The following is an 18,236-nucleotide window of genomic DNA, read 5'->3' as shown; positions in this document are numbered from 1 at the left end:
TATGACATACTTAATGATAAATATTGGCAATTTTCATCCGGTTTTGGTACATCTACCGATAGGAATACTCATTTTTGCCTTTATTTTGGAAATTTACCAACGCTTAAAACCAGATCAAAATATTGGCGGGGTCATTAAACTGGCTATCGGTTTTGGCGTTTTGAGCGCATTGGCATCCATAGGTACGGGACTTTTACTGGAATCTAACGGAGCATATGACGAAGAATTGCTTTTTAGGCATAAATGGATGGCCATAAGCCTAACTGCCGTCACCATTATTTTATTTTTCGCAAAAGAGGCAAAACAAGCGGTATTGGCAAAATTGTATTTTCCGCTTTTTATCCTGGCCAATGTTATGTTGACACTTGCGGGGCATTGGGGCGGTAGCATGACCCACGGCGAGGATTTTTTAACGAAGGATACCTCAAAGGCCAAAAAATCAATTGAAGATGTGGACAAGGCCTTGGTCTACAATGATATTGTACAGCCCATTTTCGATGCAAAATGTGTAAGTTGTCACAATACGAAAAAAACCGAAGGGAAACTATTGCTGACCTCTCAAGCTGAAATTCTTAAAGGAGGCGATTCGGGAAGTATTTTGGATTCAACGGAGACCCGGCCGCCGATGTTGGTACATCGTATAGCCTTGCCCATGGAAGATGAAGAGCATATGCCGCCTAAAGGTAAAGTGCAGTTGACCCCAAACGAGGTGGCACTTTTGAATTGGTGGATAGCAAACAACAACTGTTTTGATTGTATTACGGCCGATTTGGAACGCAATAAAAGAGTACAGGGCTTTTTGAACGATTTGGAGGAAGATACCTCTACCAGGGCAGTTTTGGCCAGACAATTGGAACCTGCTCCCGATGTTTGGTTGAATACCGTTTTGGCCAATGGGATTTCCATATTATCCTTAAAGGAAGAAAGCCCCTTGTACATGGTCAACCTTTCCAACAAAAAAACTTTGAGCAAGAACAGTTTTGAACTGTTGAACGATTATGCGGAGAATATTGTTGAAATGAATTTGGGCAACTCTAATTTTCATGATTCGCTCGCTACGGAAATACGTTCCTTTAAAAATCTGACAAAATTGCAATTGCATAATACCGGGATAACGGATGAAGCCTTGGAATTTACTGAAGACCTCACATTGTTGGAATCGCTCAACTTGTATGGTACGCAAGTGACGAATACCGTAATGGATAGGTTACGGCAACTCCCCAACTTGACCGATTTGTACATTTGGCAGACCAGTATCACCAACGATGCGATACATACGTTCAAAACTGATAAAGTTGCAACCACGGTACATGAGATTGATGATGATATTTTTGGAGAGACCGAGCTGCTCCCACCCACGATCATAGCCGATTCCTACTTTATCATGGATTCGCTGACCGTAGAAATGAGTTATCCGTTCGAAGACACCCAAATGTTCTACACGCTAGATGGTTCGGTTCCCGATACCACCTCATTGGTGTATACGCAGCCTATAGTTTTAAAGGACAGGGCTACCATAAAAGCAATAACCTACAAAACGGGATGGGGTAAAAGTGATGTGGTTTCCTCGGATTTTAAGAAGAGTACCTTAAACTACGACAAAGTGGCGTTGAACAAGCTGCCCAATGAAAAATATGCGGCGCAGGGCGGCACAACATTGGTAGACCTAAAACGGGGCAGTAATAATTTTGTGGATGGTAATTGGTTGGGGTACGAAGGCACGCATTTTAATGCCACGTTCGCTCTTGCTGAAAAACAGGACATCAGTTCGGTATCGGTAGGTGCGCTCTCCGTGCCCGGGAGTTGGATTTTCTTTCCCGTAGGGTTCAAGGTTTCGGTTTCCGACGATGGCAAACGGTTTACACACTTACATACCGTTGATTTGGGACCTTTGCCACCTACCTCTACGATATCTTCTAAGTTTTTTGATATCGAATTTCCCAAAACTACGGCCAAATATGTTCGTGTTGAGGTAAAAAGTGTTCTTGAAAACCCATCATGGCATCAAAATCCGGGCGGTAAGAGCTGGCTTTTTGTAGATGAAATCGTAATCAATTAATCGCAATAATTTTAATTTTTTGCTTCCTTTCGATGTAGAAGTAGCGCTAACCCAGATGCGAATACAACACAGCTGATCAACATTAAAATTCCGTTATTCCAGATAAAGTATGATAGTCCAACGAATGGTCCACCTATTAGGACCATAAGAGAACTCAAAGGATTGGTCTTTATAAAATTTAAGGCGTGTATGGTTATGTAGCCTTTCTTATTTTATTCCAAAGCGAAATCCATAAGATTTAGCGACATCTTAAATATACACTGCCTCTAGATTATGCCCTAAAGTCAGCATTACCTTCAGGTTTTGTATTCGTAAATCTTATGCTGTTCTGCTTTTAATCCACGAATGTTTCTTTGATAACATCCTTACAATTTTGAATTTCGGATTTTGTTAATCGGTCAAACTTTTTTATTATCCGTGATTTATCAATTGTCCGAATTTGGTCGATGGCGACCATCCCCTTTTTATTATTATGCCCCACTTGAATTCTGGTCGGATACTTTTTTAAATTAGTTGTCATAGGGGCAACAACAATCGTATTTAAAAATCGGTTTATTTCATTAGGTGATAATATTACACATGGTCGTGTTTTCTTAATTTCACTACCGATTGTAGGGTCAAGATTTACGAGTATTATGGAATATTGTTTTAATTCCATTCTTCAAAGTTTTCATCTTCGAAGACATCGTTGAACAATAGACGGTCATCATTGTTTTCGCGCATTTTTTCGAATGCTTTGTCCCAATTTTTTCTAGGGCTATCTATTGGTTTCAGGATTATTTGTCCTTTTTCCAAAATCATTTCGACCTTATCCTTAATATTGTATTTTTCAAGTATCGTTTTGCTTAGACGCAAACCTTTAGAATTTCCGATTTTTATGATTGCAGCTTCCATAACTTTATGTTGTAGTTACAAAGTTATTACATTTATTTATTTCTGCAAGTTTTTTGGTATTAATGACAATGATAAGACTACGGGAAATGAGGCAGGCAGGGAAACTTTATGTTCCGGTTTAGGCACTAAGCTAAAGCCTTTGGTTTTGCTTTTTCTTTTTTATTCCAAAGCGAAATCCATAAGATTTAGTGACTTCATAAATGTACACTGCCTCTCGATTATGCCCTAAAGTCAGCATTACGTTTAGCATCTATGAAAAAGCAGCCTGTCGAGTATCTTTAAGATCCGTTAAAATCAAAAGATATGGAAACACAACAAACTGCAAGACCTAAGTTATTCATTGGTATCGACATACACAAACGTAGCTGGAAGGTCCACTGTGCTACCGACCTTAGTTCCGGCAGGACTTTTTCAATGTCGCCCGAGCCTGAACTGCTTCTAAACTATGTTGAGAAGTATTATCCCGATTACGATGTTACAACAGCTTATGAAGCTGGCTGTTGCGGTTACCATGCCCATCGTTGCCTCGAGGGTTATGGTTGGCGTTCTTTGGTGGTGAACCCTGCGGATATTTTCAGGAGAGGTAAGGAACGCCATACCAAGACCGATAGGATAGATGCACAGCTCATAGCCAGGGAGCTTAAAGATGGTCGTTTGGAGAGCATACAAGTGCCCGACCCCAAGCGGGAACAATTGCGAAGTCTCTTTAGAAGGCGTAACGATCTGGTCAAGGATATGCGCCAGGTCAAGAGTTATATCAAGATGCAGTTGTTGTATTACGGGATAACGGTACCGGAGGAGTTCGACAATGACCATTGGAGCCATAGGTTCCGTACTTGGTTGGACACGTTGGTCTTCGATTACGAACCGTGCAATATTGTACTTGCGAGCCGTATGCGCAGTTTCAGGTTTATCGACAAGGAGTTCAGGGATGTATCGACGAGCCTTCGCAAGTACACCAAGCAATATTATAAGAAGGACTTTGAGTTATTGAAGAGTATTCCCGGGATAGGGGGCATAGTCGCCAGTGGTATTTTAAGTGAGCTGGGCGACCTGCGCCGTTTCAAGAACATCAAGCACTTGGCAGGTTATGTGGGCATGGCCCCTGGGGTTTACCAGAGTGGCGACACTTTCCGCAATACGGGTATCACCATGCGTGCTCACCGCTTGATGAGGAGTTACTTTATAGAAGCGTCTTGGCAAGCTATTCGAACCGATCCCGTGATGCAGGGGTATTATAGAAAACACCGGGGCAAGAACGTTAAATCGATTATAGTGAAGGTAGCTAGAAAACTACTGAGCAGAACCCTTGCAGTAATAAAGACGGAGACTCCCTATCAAATAGGGGTCATAGAATAAATATAAATTGATAACAAAGCTCAACAAGAAGTAACATAGTCCAGATCACAGAACAATGTGGGTGAAGATCGGCTTTTAAGATCTATCACATCGGTTAGCAAGTGACCGGACTGATTAACTTATGATCATACAGATGCCGGTGAAGACCAAAAGGTCTATCACATATAGGATGCGGAGCAAGTTATATTAAAAGAAAAAAAGGGTGGTTTAAGATTAAACAACATATTAATTATCTTTGAGACACTGGACTATGGCTTTTCATAGGAGCCATTGTTGGCAATAGTTATTTTTCCGTCCTGAGTTTATTCAACCTCCTTTTTACACCACATTTAGGGTTTAAAGCGATAGCCTTGTTCCAGTATTCAATTGTTTTGTTCATTTCTCCAGAAAGCTCGTAAAACTCTCCTATTTCCCTGTAAATCATATCCAGTCCTGAACGGTTATCTTGTTTCTCCGTAATTTCTATTAAAGCATTTAAATAATTTTCGTCCGTTAGTTTGATTTCTTTGGGTAGACCATAAAAGTAGGATAGGATGTCGTCGGCGTTGCCTTTATTAATTATTTGATTATAATAGCTTTCTGAATTGGTTTGATTTCCCTCAAAGTCGATTTCGTATTTAAAATTTTTGTTATCTACAAAAACTATTCGTTTTTAACTAGAGATTATTTTAGCTTTTACGAACGAAGTAGGTCTGTCTAATTTGGCTATTAAGTTGCGGTTTGGAATGTCAAAAAGGAATATTTTGTCTCCATCTTCGTTGTCCGAATTATGGGTTTCAACAAGAGCTATTTTAGAGTCTAAACTGATAGAGCTATTACCTAAATTGGCTTTAGTTTTAATTGAAATAAGTTCTTCGCCGAAGCTGTCGAAAATTTTAAAACAGCCACTTAATTCAGTCCAATTCAACCAGTCGCAACAAATCACAATTCCGTCATTACTCACTTTGCAATCATTGGGACGTTCCATTATTTTTTGAAATAGTATCTCTCCATTTCATATTAATGCTAATTTTCCGCTTACCCACAAATCTTTGTCCAAATGACCACCAGAAAAATGAAGGACATAAAGTCCATTAGGTGATTTTTCGTTTAAACCTACAAATCCTGTTAGATTATATAATTCCCAGTTCAATTTTTCTATTTGGTCAAATGGCATACAACGGTCTTGTGTATGAAACGTGGCGTGTAAAAGACACTGACTTTTGGGATTAACACAGAGCCGAATTTTTATGTTTTGTTTTTATTTTAAAAGCCAAATTTAAAAAGTTTAGGCCTTTCTAAAAATTTACAAAAACTATATTTTCCACAATTTTTATATAGATTTTCAAGAAATTTTTGTTAAATTTTATTAAAATCCAATCAATATTAAAGATATTTTTAATTGCAAGGGTTTACAATTCTATTTGCATAGTTCACAGCCTCCTGCTCGAAAAAATTACATTTACCACCTTCTTCAATGGCATAAGCTATAAAAAACAAAGGACCATTTAAATCAAAGTAGATATACTTGGATGTATTCTTATAAAATTTTGAATTTCTTTTCCAATTTGCATCAAGTTTAACGGCAAAAGCATTGCCACCAACTTTGCGATCATATTGTTGTATATGGGCTACCTCTTCTGCAAATACTTTATAAAACAAGTCTCCTTGAATATCGGACTGCATCCCTATTGAGCTTACTTGACCAGTTGCTCTTCCCGATCCAAGTGCATTTTCAAACCTTCCATCGGATTCAAAGAAAAGTACTCCCGACTTTAAAGAGGTATTTAAATCAAATCTACTCCCACTACCGACCACTGCAATACCATAAATAGACGATGTAAAAAGTCTAGCATTAAATCTTTTTTGGTATGGAAAATATTCAAGTCTCGCAGCATACAAATTAAAATGTAAACGTTCAAACATTCTGTTGTTTTCTGCAGCATTTTGAACTATTGAACTACCAATTGCATTCACGAATCTCGCAGGCCAAGCATATGAAATATTTTGTTTTGACTCAATTAGATGAGACATAGAAAGTCCAACATGACTGACTGTTCCTCCGATAGCTCCTTTATAAAACCCGTTAATAAAGGTCTTGAAATTAGTTTCATCAGCTTTTTTATTGATAAGACTCCCAACACCTCCAAATAAAGCATTTACACCTACATTGTATAATGCCATTTTTGTTCTTTGAGTTTTAAAGTTATCTGGTTGAGCATTTAAATGAAAAGTGCTACAAATCAAAAAACTACAAACAATTACTTTTCTTATCCTTACTACAGTCATATTTTATATTGATTTTTTTCGTTTTTTTAATTTTAAAATATTTGCGTTTTTTAAAATGTTTACTATTTATGCTAAGTATAATAAGTAGCGGATTTGTTTATGCTGATTTTAGTTTAAACCAGGATAGGCTTGAGAAACCAAACTTAAAATCCTACTTTCAAACGTCTTTTATTGTATAAAATATAGGTGTGATTATTTTTCATCCGGTCGAATCCAGTCTGCATTTCGAACTAATAATATATATTGGGCATAGTCTGTAGTAGATGTATCATCTAAGATATCATAAGCCTCCCAAATAGTTATCAGTTTTTTCACTTTAGTTCCTCTTGTAGAATTTAAGTAAGGAGAACCCTTGGCACTCAAATTAATTAAACTTATGGTATTAGGTTTTGATACCTTTTTATAATCTGCTATGCCTTTTATGTACATAAACAGCCTATTGTCCTGTGAGTACTTAAATCTCGTAAACGCTTTGCCCTTGTCTTGCATAAACTTTGGCAACGATTTACTATCTACCGTTAGTTTTGAGTCTACATACAGGGTGTTTAAACTAACCATTTTATTAGTGTATAATAATGTAGTATCTTTTTTTACTAGTCCTGCAAAAGTGTTATCATACGCCTGTAGGGTGTGAGAAAAACCAAAACCGCCGTAAATATTCTTATTTTCCCATTGGTCTTGTGCATACAATCGTTTAAAGTTTTGATACATAAATGTATCCCTATTTCTTATTTTTTTATAATTAGAGAGATTATACTCTATGTTGTTTAATAAATTTAAAGTGTTGCTATCAAAACGTTGTTTCTCTTTTTCTATAATGCTATTGAGTCTCTCTTTAGACCATATTATTAAGGAGTTCTGCTCACTATGAATCCCTTTATGATATTTCTCCGGAAGTTTTTCTTTTAATAATCTTCGGATGAGTTCAAAGTCTGCAATCCTATCAATGCCAACAAGCTTAAATTTTGAGCTCTTAGGAAGTTGGGTGTGGTATGTTCTCATTTTCAACCATTTATTTCTGTATTGCTCTGATACACTTCCTATATATACGGGCCATTTTTTCAGTATATTTTTAAGTGTAATTGAATTAGACCCATTTATATATTCTTGTAAATAATAGCCTTGAGCGACATCCATTTCGGCTAAATAAATATCAACTTTTATTTTTTCGTTGAGTTGCGTAAATAGTGCAAAGTCTATTCTTGGGGATGTTTCAACTTCATGTACTTCACCAACTAGAAAGAGTTTGTTTTTATAAAAAGTATTATCTAATGAATTAAACTGAAGCGAATCTGCCATTTTAACTACTTCTGTATGTTCTTTTAAATAATTTACATATTTGCTTGAAGAACAACATGTAAGCAGTGTTATTAAAATTATCAAGATAAAAATGTTACAAGTTTTCATTTGTTTGTTTTTAAGTTCTCAACAAAGAGAATACAAAAAAACAAGAGCAAAAAAGGAGTGTGACCAGCCTGAAGTTTTTGGGTTGAAATTGAATTTTTTGGGCTGATTTTGACGATGTAGGGACGAATTTGAAAGCCTTTTATTGGCACCGCCAAAGAGTATAACACCCCTGGGCTTGCCCAAAAATTAAAATTCCGTTTCGCATTAATGGCTAGTGTGCTAGCACTGAGGTAGTTTACTTAAGGCTTTATAGTAAACTTGGGAGATTGGGATAGTTTCTTCTGTTGGAGAGATTTTTATATAACGCTTTCTAGCATTTCCTTCTACAGATTTGAGATAATCTAGATTTACCAGATAAGAACGGTGTACTTGCCAAGCTTTTGGTAATTGTTTCATAATATTTGATAGTGTACTACGAAATGTTTCTTGTTGCATACCATTTTCAGTATTGTAGTAAACGTCTACGTAATTTTGCTGTGCTTTTGCAAAAATAAAATCTGCTTCAGAAATGGTTAAGGTTTCAGATTTATTGTTCCCAACAATTGTTATGGCATTCGTTTTTTTAGTACCGCTCTTATCGTACAATGGAATCTCTATCAACCCATATTTAGAGCGTAAGTACAACCATAAAGGAACTGCTATGGGTGTAAATGGTAACCCAAATGATTTGACAAAATCAAATATTGATTTATAAGTAAACGAAGTCAAACCGCTAACTACGTAAAAATGATAAAAAAAAGTGAAAAGGAATATTACGAATAGTGTCGCTATAATGTAAAAAAACTCATTTACGATATACCAACGGTTGGTTTGAATTTTGTAAAAGTAATTTTCAAGCGGATGAACGAGTAATACCGGAATTATTATACAAGGTGCATAACCCGAAATAATTAAATATTTGTATGCGAAAATATTACTATTATCAAAGGGTTCCAAGGTCATTAACAAGATTGGAACCAATGCACCTAACACTAGTGCAATCAAAAAAGTATGTTTCCAATTTTTAGTATAGGAAATTGTTTTGTTAAATGAGATCATTATTTTTTGCGTCTAAAAAAGCTTAATTTAAGTATCTTAGATTATAACAACACGTTATTACTATATATATTATTGGCTACGGGTATTTGCATGTTTTAGCACTTAATTTTTACGTTATATACCCAGCGAAAATCTGCATCGAGTTTTTCAAGTAGGCAATTGCCAAGCAATTAATTGTACACCGTGTTGGCTGTGGTTTTTATTTTTTTAAAATATTCAAAATGTCAGCGACTAAATATGCTCCACAAACTCCAATTCCGAAAAGTCCGTGAATCGCTTTTCCATTCGGCAATATTTCGGTCAGGCAGAAATAAATAATTACAATACAAACAGGATAAAATATAATTCGGGTTAAAATTTTCTTTAGAGTCCACTCATTTTCTTTTGGTATTTCTTGTCTTGGCAGGTTTTTGAATTTTTCAGGATATTTTTTTCTTTCAATATTTTCAATGGCCACTTTTAATTCCTCGGTCATTATTTTTTTCTCGTGAATTGTTGCTTTTCGCATAATAAGAAACAAAAAAAGTGCTGTTACCAAAATGAATAGTGAAAGAGCGAGTCCTTCTTTTAGTTCATTTCCAAATAGGGGAAGAATGGCAAAAAGTCCAAGCGCAACGAACGTTAATAGGTTGATAAATTTTCCAAACGGATTTAATTCCTTAGAAATTCCTTTAAGTCGATTTTCGGAATCGAACTTTAAGTGAAAAATGGGATATCCGCCTCTTAGCCAATAAGATGAAGTCCATAGAAGAATTTCACTTTTCCGTATTTCTCCACTATACTTTAAAGTGTTGTAAAAGAACGCATCATTGAAATGGGTTCCAAGTGTGCTTTTTTTGTTTTCTAGCACCAATTCCTCAATGTCTGTTTTTTCAATCACTAATTTTTTTAAATTACAGCCAACAATTGTATATAGTTACCAGTAACTATATTCCCCTTATAACCGTATAGATTCAATATAATAATCAGCGTCTATTTCTAGCAGCTTAGGTGTTTTGGTAATAAGTGTACTGGTATTCCATTCAGTGGTTGGGTGTATGTCATGTGCTTCCCCATCAATCAATAGTTGTATAGGCATGCTAAAATCCTTTACGACATTGGTATAGCGGTATTCCAATTTTCCCGGTGATAGTTTATATTCCAAAACAGGAATCATTGTAGTGCGTAAGTATTGGTCAAATACTTTGGATAAATCTATCCCCGACTTTTCGGAAAGGTAATTTTCTATTTGCTTTGTGGTGACGGTCTGGTGATAGAATTCTTTGTTCAATCCCCTTAAGATGTCACGCCATTTTTCATCATCGTTTACCAATTGGCGAATGGTATGTAACATGTTGGCGCCCTTGTAGTACATATCGCCGCTACCTTCGTGGTTTACGTCATACCGCCCAATAATGGGTCTGTCGTTTTGGATATTGGCACGGGTACCGATAACGTATTCGGCCGAGGCTTCCTTACCGTAATAATAGTCCAAGAACAGATTTTCGGAATAGGCCGTAAACCCTTCGTGAATCCACATATCCGCAATATCCTTATAGGTAATGTTATTGGCGAACCATTCGTGCCCCGCTTCGTGTATAATGATAAAGTCAAACTTTAGGCCCCAACCGGTTCCCGACAAATCACGACCCAAATAGCCCTGTTTGTATTTATTGCCATAGGTGATAGAGCTTTGATGTTCCATACCCAGATACGGCACTTCTACCAGTTTAAAGCTATCCTCATAAAAGGGGTAGGGGCCAAACCAATGTTCAAAGGCCTTCATCATTTTTGGGGCATCGGTAAAATGTTTTTTGGCTTTTTCCAAATTGTCCTTCAACACATAATACTCCATATCCAAGGTACCTTTTTCACCTTCGTACTTTTCCCCAAAATACACATAGTCCCCAATATTTACGTTAACACCATAATTATTGATGGGGTTGGATACGAACCACTCATAGTTCTTAAAATCGCCATACTCATAATCGTAAACACTTCGCAATCGCCCGTTGGACACTGCCATAAGGTCTTTGGGTACATCTATGGCTATTCGCATACTATCCACTTCATCGTACATATGGTCCTTGTTGGGCCACCAGACACTAGCGCCCAGACCTTGGCAGGACGTTGCGACAAAATGCTTGCCGTTGTTGTCTTTTTTCCAAGAAAAACCCCCATCCCAAGGTGCGCGAACCGCTTCTTTGGGGTGACCGGAATATTGAACATACAGCTCGTTGTATTCGCCCGGCACCTGTTTCTTTTTTAAGCGTATGAAATGGGCCGCACCGACCGATTCAAAATCCAATGCTTGTTGGTCTTGTGACACGGCCGTAATTTTCAATGGTTCCTGTAAATCGATTTGAATAACATCGTGTTCTTCCAAAACCTTGTATCGTATGATGTTGTACCCTGCCAGAAACTTTTTGTCCGGCTGCACCTTAATATTCAGATTATAGTAATTAAGGTCCCACCAGGCACGTTCGGGAGTAATACTGCCACGTAGCGTATCCTGTTTTGTGAATTGTTGTTTTTCTTGCAGTAATTGTGCCTGTGAAGCAACAGAAAAACAGAGTATTGCGCTAAGAAAAAATATGGTTTTGTTCATATTAGGCTTTTTTGAATTCTTCATTGTGGGTACGTCAATGTATGGATAGGGTTACCTAAATATACCGTTAGGGAAGACCACCGGGCTCTCGAAACCATCTTCGCTTACCGATGAAATTCCAAAAAAGTAATTATCAATTACGATGCCATGCAATGTAAATTCAGTTACGTCGCCTACATACCTACTATTGTCCCATGTAGGCGAGGTGGTATCTCTCCAATATATTTTGTAACCTGCGGCACCGTCAACCTTGCTCCATTTGAATTTTGCGGAAGGTTCAACAATGCCTCCTATCTCAACTTTTTCCGGTGCGGGCGGTGCCCACGCCAGTGAGGCCATGTTTATGGCATTCACGGCCGTTAATTTTTTGGCGTAAGCAAAGTTTACGTGCTCCAGAACATCGCCATAGGCAATGCCGTCTTCATCGCGAATATCCTGATGTTGTTGGGTGTAATTTTCGTGCGCTTCCATAATGCGTATTCCCGCATAGCCGGCATCGTTGAAAGGCCTATGGTGACCGCCACGACCAAAACGGTCTAGCCTGTAGATCATCATGGGATTCATTTCGGGCATATAGGTTTTAGTGGTTTTATGCACATACCGTGCCAATTGGCGGGAGATTCCGTCTACCTCGCCCCCGTAAAAGCGCCTGGCCTTTCTTTGTTGTTCCGTTTCGGTAGCGGGTATGGGTTCGGAGAATATCCTAAAATCGGTATTGCTGATAATACCGTCCACCCCCTTTATATTTCCTATCATGTCATTATTGAAAATACCGATGATATCCCATCCATCCGCTTTCATTTTTTTTACCAGGCCTTGACCGCCAAAAAGTCCTTGTTCCTCGCCGGAAAGCCCCAAGTAAATAATACTACTGTCAAACTTGTATTTAGAAAGTACACGTGCAGCTTCAATGGTGCCGGCCATACCACTTGCGTTATCATTGGCGCCTGGGGAATCATCGGTAAAATTGTTGGGGTCGCTTACCCGGGAGTCGATATCACCGCTCATGATGATATATCGATTAGGGTATTTTGTGCCCTTTTGAACGGCTACCACGTTCACTACATACACATCTTTCACGATGCGGGGATTGGTTCCCTTTTTTACAAGATCTTTCTGAAAAGACACCTCTAAACAATTATCACAAGCATTGGAAATTTTATCGAATTCACTTTTGATCCATCGTCTTGCGGCCCCAATCCCTCGAGTTTGTGAAACGGTATCACTTAGCGTATGGCGTGTGCCGAAATTGGCTAGTTGGGTAACATCGGTCTTTATGCGTTCTGCCGAGACCGCATCAATAATATCATAAATACGCTGATCGGTTTGGGCAAAAGAAATAGAACTAATAACGATCAATAAAAATAGGAGTAATTGTTTTTTCATCTTAATTTATATTATAATTTTTGTTGAACCAAGCACCATGAAAATAGCAAAGAGGGCCCAACAGCATGTAAATCATACCTGGTAAAGCCCATTTAATGCCGAGTTGTGTCTTTGCCAGGATAATCGATACAAACGATACGAATATGTATATGGTGAAATGCCTGGCATAAAAAAGTAAGTCAGTATTGAAATCGGTTTTTTTGGTTTTGACAAAAGATACGTAGTACATAAGCGATAAACACAAAAAAATAAGAAAAAAGCCTAAGCTATAGAGCTGAAACAAGGATGATATTTCCTTGATGGATAGCCTTTGGAGACCAGTCATTGAATTGATGAGCGATTTCAACGGAAAAACATAATAGAGCACTACGAACAAAAGTATGGCATTGAGTGCTATTATTGCCCCATCTACATATTGCGTTCTCCTAAAAAAATTGTAGTGCAACCACCATAGCGCGACCAATACAAAAAAGCTGACCCCAAAACCTATAAAGGCCAACCAATCTATCTTTATGACCGAGTTGCTTTCTTCCATTCCCACCGATACTACCAACAAAGTAGCGGCAAAGGCAAAAACGGCATCGCTAAAGGCTTCTATCCTACTGATATTATGCAGATATTTCACAACTTTAAATGTATTAAAAATTAATCGGTTTTACGACTTGATAACTGCCAAACCCCAAATAGTGGGCCTATGGCCAAAACCATAAAAATATATTCGGGACTTATCTCATTTGAAAGAAAGGACAACAGCTGAATACTGCCTATGGTTATGGCAAAACCGATACAGTTGACCAATGTCAATCCTGTTCCTTTTAATTCCGCTGGTGCAGAGCTAGCCACTAAATTGGAAAACTGGGGAGAATCTGCGGTCACTGCCATGCCCCAAACATACCATACGCCCAAGAACACCACAGGATACGAACTGAACAATACAGGCGATACCAAACATAAAAACCCAGAAGCCAATAAGGCCACAAATGCCACAGTATAGCTACCGAAACGTATGGACAATATACCGCCCAGTGCACATGAGATACCCCCAAGCATAATGATTATACCTGTCCATAGAAAAACCTCCAAAGTGTTTCCTGTCAAGGTATTGAACGTTTGTATGGCCAACGGGGTAAATGCCCAAAAGGCATATAGTTCCCACATATGGCCAAAATATCCAAAGGCCGCCTTTCTGAAATTGACAATTTTGAAAAGCTTTGGTCCCGATTGTAATTGGAGTTTGGTACTAGGTCTTCTAAATGGGCCGTTGGGTACTAGCACTACCATTAGCAGACCACCCATTATCGTAAATCCCGTGGTGATTTTTATGACCATATCGGGATTTCTTCCAAATGCTGTTCCGTTAATGAGGTAAGGAAACGCTGTTCCCAAGACCAATGCACCTACCAAATACCCCAAGGCTTTACCCAGGCCTTTTTCATAATAATCCGCAGCGATTTTCATGCCCACGGGATAAATTCCCGCCAAAAAGAACCCTGTGCCGAATCTGGCCAAAAGTAAGCTCCATTTTCCGATATGTTCTGACAACAGGCTAAGATTGCAGAGTGCCGCCAAAATAGCACAAATCATAAATACTACCGATGGGGAAAAGCGATCTGCAATCATAAAAAGTGCGAATACCAAGGTGCCGCTTATAAAGCCTAGTTGAACGGAGGCGAGTACATACGCCATAATCTCGATGCCCAGACCTGTTTTAACGGTAAGTTCATCGATAATGGCGTTTCCGGCAAACCATGGCGAGGTACAGGCGAATTGCGATAGAATGATTATGGGAAGAATATGGTTTTTTTGCTTCAAACTTATCTTACGAAAGTGACCTTGGCAATTTTACCATTTTTTACTTCATAAATGGCTACGGCTCCAAAATTATTTTTGTTTGCCGTTATATATTCTTCATCAATCACTTTATTGCCTATCACGATTCGGTTTTTGATTTCGCAGTTTAAATCGGGAGTGGTATCAAAAAAACCGGCATAACGCTTTCGCATTTCTTGAATTCCCTTATATCTAAGTGTATTGGGAAAATCGTAAACCTCTACGTCAGGAGTGTAGGTGCCCAAGAATGCCTCTATATTTCTTGCATTGTAGGCATCCAATTGTTCTTGAACAATATTCTCGGGCGATGTCTCCGCCACAAAGGCTAATCGGCTGGCATCTTTATTAACGGCCAATCGGGTAATGTTGTTGATGTTCTTGTCCGTAAATTTTTGTAAGAGGCTCCAATCCTTATCTGTTTTTGGATTGAACTTTAAAAGATTTTTTCCACGCCCGGCAATCAATGTACCGTTGGGTAGCCAGCAAACATCTTCAATTTTGCCGAGGCTTATGATTCTTTTTGTTGCTCCGGTTATGGGATTCAACGATTTCAATTCCCAATTATCGTTATTCTCTTTGCTTACATAGCTCACAAGTTTTGAATTGGGTATTTTTTGTAAAGACCTTCCTACGTTCTTTTGCTCGGTTTTGGGCCAAGTATCCGCTATGTAATGCGTGACCAAATCCATTCGGTCTCCCTTGAGCACTGTTGCCACCAACATATCAGAAGTATACCATACGTGATATCCAATTTTTTCGTTTTTCAATAATACTTTGGATGTGCCATTGGTGATGTCGTATTCATAAAGTCTCTGCAATCCGTTTAAATCTAATCGTATGGCCGATATCGCCTCGCTTTCGGGAATGCGCAAGGGTGAATATTCACTTCCTGTAGGGGTATCGGTAATCCAAGAGGTAGTACTGCCATCTTGAATGTTGAATTTTAGGATATCGGTCTGTCCGTCTCGTGTAGATGCAAATAAAACGGTGTTGTTATCATAAAACGAGGGTTGATTGTCATACCCTTGATTATTGGATATATTTCTAGGGTTGGTCAATTTTATTTTTCCGTCTTCGGTTTCGATGTTAAAGGTATACACTTCAGTATCCGGTTGGGCAAAAAGTATGGTGCATGCAAAAAAAGCGGATAGGGCAATCAGTCTTTTCATATTCGATGTGTTGTTATTAGGTAAATCGTTTTAAGAGGTCACGAACGTTTTTGATGCTGTCCACATAGTATTTTGCCTGCGTTTTTTGCCTGCCTACTTTAATGGTAACCGCACTTTCGGGCAATTCTTGAAACATAAACTCATCTGTCCAGTCATCACCAATGGCAAATACAAAATCATATGCGTCCTCGGCATATATACGCATGGCGGCCCGTCCTTTGTTCACATTACTGCTTTTAATTTCCATAACCTTGTTCCCGTTCAACACACTTAAATCGTCATTGGCGATAAGGCTGGTCAGCACGGTATTGAGTTCTGTGGCCCTTTTTTGCCCAAAATCGGGATCGGTATTGCGATAATGCCAAGCGAGGGAATAATTTTTTTCTTCGATAAAACTACCTGGTGTACGGTCTACAAAGGACTCCAACACGGGATGAATTTTTTCCATCCAATCTTTCTTTACATTTTCAAGCATACGAAACTCCTCGCCGTTTTGTGAAATCCACACGCCATGCTCCACGATCATATTGTATTTTTTGGGTAAGAACCATTTGGTAAAGGTTTCTTTGTCCCTACCGCTGATCAGGTACATATCGGTATTCTCCCTATTGGAAATTTGATCCAACAGTTCGTACAATTCCGCATCGGGACTCGCTTTTTGCGGGTCGTTGTGAAAACCGGCCAAAGTACCATCGTAATCAATGAACAATAAACGTTTATTTGATTTTCCAAAGTCTTTGGTAATGGTATTCATTAAATCTACCGAAAGCTTTCTTGATACGTAGGTTGTGTTGCCTTCTTTTTGGTTGCGCAAAGAAGTCATAAAATCATTGGCCCATTTTTCAACGTTATAGCGTTCCAGTCTTTTTTGCAAAATGCTGTTCCGGTTTTGCTGTTCAGCCTTGGGCATTGTAATGGCCTGATTCAATGCGTCGGCAATCTGTTCAAAATTATTGGGATTTATAAGTATGGATTCGTTCATTTCATTGGCCGAGCCCGCCATTTCACTCAAGATCAATACACCGGTTTTATCCGTTCTTGTCGCAATATATTCTTTGGCGACCAAATTCATACCATCACGTATGGGCGTTAGCCAAGCTATATCGCAGGTAGTGTATAAATCTATAAGGTTTTCAAAGGGCATGGATCTATAAAAATACCAAATAGGTGTCCAGCTTACGGTAGAAAGCTCACCATTGATACGGCCCACCAGTTCATCGATTTCTTTTTTCAACAATTGATATTGCGGTACATTGGAACGTGATGGCACCGCCAAAATAATCAAACGTACTTTCTCTTTGTATTGCGGATATTTATTCAAGAAATACTCGAAGGCATTTAATCGCTTGGCGATACCCTTGGAATAGTCCAAACGATCAATGGACAAAAAGAACTTGGCATCGGGTGTGGACTTTTTATGTGTATCCAATCTTTTCTGCAGTTCGGATTTTTGTTCTTCGGAACGCTGGGCATGCTCCTTTGCGGCATCACTGAACTTTTTATAATCGATGCCCATGGGAAAAGAATCTACCTTAATGGTCCTATCGTCTAGATATATGTCATTAAAACTTACATCCAACCCCAACAGCCTACGTACCGAACTTAAAAAATGACGCTCGTAATCATAGGTGTGAAACCCGATAAGGTCCGCCCCTAAAAGTCCAGACAACACTTCTTTACGCCAAGGCATAGTACGGAAAATTTCGTAAGATGGGAAAGGGATGTGCAGAAAGAAACCAATGGAAATATCGGGCCGTTTTTCCCGTACCATCTGTGGTACCAACATTAATTGGTAATCGTGTACCCATATGGTATCGTCATCTGTCGCTTTTTCCAAAATGGCGTCCGCGAATTTTTGATTTACTTTTTTATAGATGTCCCAGCTGGCCAGTTCAAATTCCGAATACTCTAAAAAATAATGGAACAAAGGCCAAATGGTACGATTGCTAAAACCATAATAAAACCCATCTACTTCTGCCGAAGTCAGTTTTACCTTTGAAGAACCATGTTCGGCCAGGGCCTCATCTATCTTTGGAGCAAGCTCTTGGGGTATCTCTTCATCGGTCAGCCCGCTCCAACCGATCCAAAGGCTATCTCCGCCAGAATGTACCGATTTCATACCGGTAGCTAGCCCACCAACACTCGGTATTGCGGTAATGCTTTCGTTGCTAATCTGTAATTGTACAGGTAGTCTATTTGAGATTATGATAGTTTTGCCCATAAATAAGGGGTTTTGTTT

General features: G+C 38.7%; 16 protein-coding genes. 2 read left to right on the top strand and 14 right to left on the bottom strand.

Features of this window, described 5'->3' with window-relative positions; translation table 11 throughout:
• Position 1: 1 nt before the first annotated feature.
• Positions 2-2,059, top strand: coding sequence for an FN3 associated domain-containing protein (locus HYG79_RS00980; protein WP_179240316.1), 2,058 nt, complete (start codon positions 2-4; stop codon positions 2,057-2,059).
• A gap of 334 nt (positions 2,060-2,393) precedes the next feature.
• On the opposite strand, the gene HYG79_RS00975 is transcribed toward HYG79_RS00980, so the two are convergent.
• A complete protein-coding gene (locus tag HYG79_RS00975) occupies positions 2,394-2,717 on the bottom strand; it encodes a type II toxin-antitoxin system PemK/MazF family toxin (RefSeq protein WP_179240315.1) in 324 nt (107 codons plus the stop codon).
• Positions 2,708-2,953, bottom strand: coding sequence for an AbrB/MazE/SpoVT family DNA-binding domain-containing protein (locus HYG79_RS00970; RefSeq protein WP_179240314.1), 246 nt, complete (start codon positions 2,951-2,953; stop codon positions 2,708-2,710). Before HYG79_RS00970 ends, HYG79_RS00975 begins: the two co-directional genes overlap by 10 nt.
• Positions 2,954-3,256: 303 nt before the next feature.
• Here HYG79_RS00970 and HYG79_RS00965 point away from each other — a divergent pair, with 303 nt between their 5' ends.
• On the top strand, positions 3,257-4,312 hold the full coding sequence (locus HYG79_RS00965) for an IS110 family RNA-guided transposase (RefSeq protein WP_179240313.1): 1,056 nt from the start codon (positions 3,257-3,259) through the stop codon (positions 4,310-4,312).
• 652 nt (positions 4,313-4,964) lie between these two features.
• On the opposite strand, the gene HYG79_RS00960 is transcribed toward HYG79_RS00965, so the two are convergent.
• The 12 genes from HYG79_RS00960 to HYG79_RS00905 form a co-directional block, all read right to left on the bottom strand.
• Positions 4,965-5,279 (bottom strand): hypothetical protein, encoded by a 315-nt coding sequence (locus HYG79_RS00960; RefSeq protein WP_179240312.1) that lies wholly within the window; start codon positions 5,277-5,279, stop codon positions 4,965-4,967.
• 27 nt (positions 5,280-5,306) lie between these two features.
• The gene (locus tag HYG79_RS00955; protein WP_179240311.1) at positions 5,307-5,468 is read right to left on the bottom strand and encodes a hypothetical protein; all 162 of its coding nucleotides are present in this window, start codon (positions 5,466-5,468) and stop codon (positions 5,307-5,309) included.
• 221 nt (positions 5,469-5,689) lie between these two features.
• Positions 5,690-6,580 carry a hypothetical protein gene (locus HYG79_RS00950; RefSeq protein ID WP_179240310.1) on the bottom strand — a complete coding sequence of 297 codons (891 nt, stop codon included), beginning with the start codon at positions 6,578-6,580 and terminating at the stop codon, positions 5,690-5,692.
• 192 nt (positions 6,581-6,772) lie between these two features.
• The gene (locus tag HYG79_RS00945) at positions 6,773-7,987 is read right to left on the bottom strand and encodes a TraB/GumN family protein (protein WP_179240309.1); all 1,215 of its coding nucleotides are present in this window, start codon (positions 7,985-7,987) and stop codon (positions 6,773-6,775) included.
• A gap of 219 nt (positions 7,988-8,206) precedes the next feature.
• The gene (locus tag HYG79_RS00940) at positions 8,207-9,025 is read right to left on the bottom strand and encodes a LytTR family DNA-binding domain-containing protein (RefSeq protein WP_179240308.1); all 819 of its coding nucleotides are present in this window, start codon (positions 9,023-9,025) and stop codon (positions 8,207-8,209) included.
• Between the two features lie 199 nt (positions 9,026-9,224).
• The gene (locus tag HYG79_RS00935; protein WP_179240307.1) at positions 9,225-9,905 is read right to left on the bottom strand and encodes a hypothetical protein; all 681 of its coding nucleotides are present in this window, start codon (positions 9,903-9,905) and stop codon (positions 9,225-9,227) included.
• 57 nt (positions 9,906-9,962) lie between these two features.
• On the bottom strand, positions 9,963-11,612 hold the full coding sequence (locus tag HYG79_RS00930; RefSeq protein ID WP_179240306.1) for a M1 family metallopeptidase: 1,650 nt from the start codon (positions 11,610-11,612) through the stop codon (positions 9,963-9,965).
• A 51-nt stretch (positions 11,613-11,663) separates the two neighbouring features.
• Positions 11,664-12,998: a M28 family metallopeptidase gene (locus tag HYG79_RS00925; RefSeq protein WP_179240305.1), complete on the bottom strand. Its 1,335-nt coding sequence runs from the start codon at positions 12,996-12,998 to the stop codon at positions 11,664-11,666.
• A 1-nt stretch (position 12,999) separates the two neighbouring features.
• Positions 13,000-13,623 (bottom strand): TMEM175 family protein, encoded by a 624-nt coding sequence (locus HYG79_RS00920; protein ID WP_179240304.1) that lies wholly within the window; start codon positions 13,621-13,623, stop codon positions 13,000-13,002.
• Positions 13,624-13,643: 20 nt separating this feature from the next.
• The gene (locus tag HYG79_RS00915) at positions 13,644-14,810 is read right to left on the bottom strand and encodes an MFS transporter (protein ID WP_179240303.1); all 1,167 of its coding nucleotides are present in this window, start codon (positions 14,808-14,810) and stop codon (positions 13,644-13,646) included.
• A 2-nt stretch (positions 14,811-14,812) separates the two neighbouring features.
• A complete protein-coding gene (locus HYG79_RS00910) occupies positions 14,813-15,997 on the bottom strand; it encodes a nuclear transport factor 2 family protein (RefSeq protein ID WP_179240302.1) in 1,185 nt (394 codons plus the stop codon).
• A 16-nt stretch (positions 15,998-16,013) separates the two neighbouring features.
• Positions 16,014-18,218, bottom strand: a complete 2,205-nt coding sequence (locus HYG79_RS00905; RefSeq protein WP_179240301.1) for a bifunctional alpha,alpha-trehalose-phosphate synthase (UDP-forming)/trehalose-phosphatase — start codon at positions 18,216-18,218, stop codon at positions 16,014-16,016.
• Between the last annotated feature and the right edge of the window lie 18 nt (positions 18,219-18,236).

The sequence above is a fragment of the Costertonia aggregata genome (assembly GCF_013402795.1).
Classification (GTDB): Bacteria; Bacteroidota; Bacteroidia; order Flavobacteriales; family Flavobacteriaceae; genus Costertonia; species Costertonia aggregata.
The sequence above is the reverse complement of the archived record's forward strand: the minus strand, read 5'-3'. Positions and strand labels throughout refer to the sequence as shown.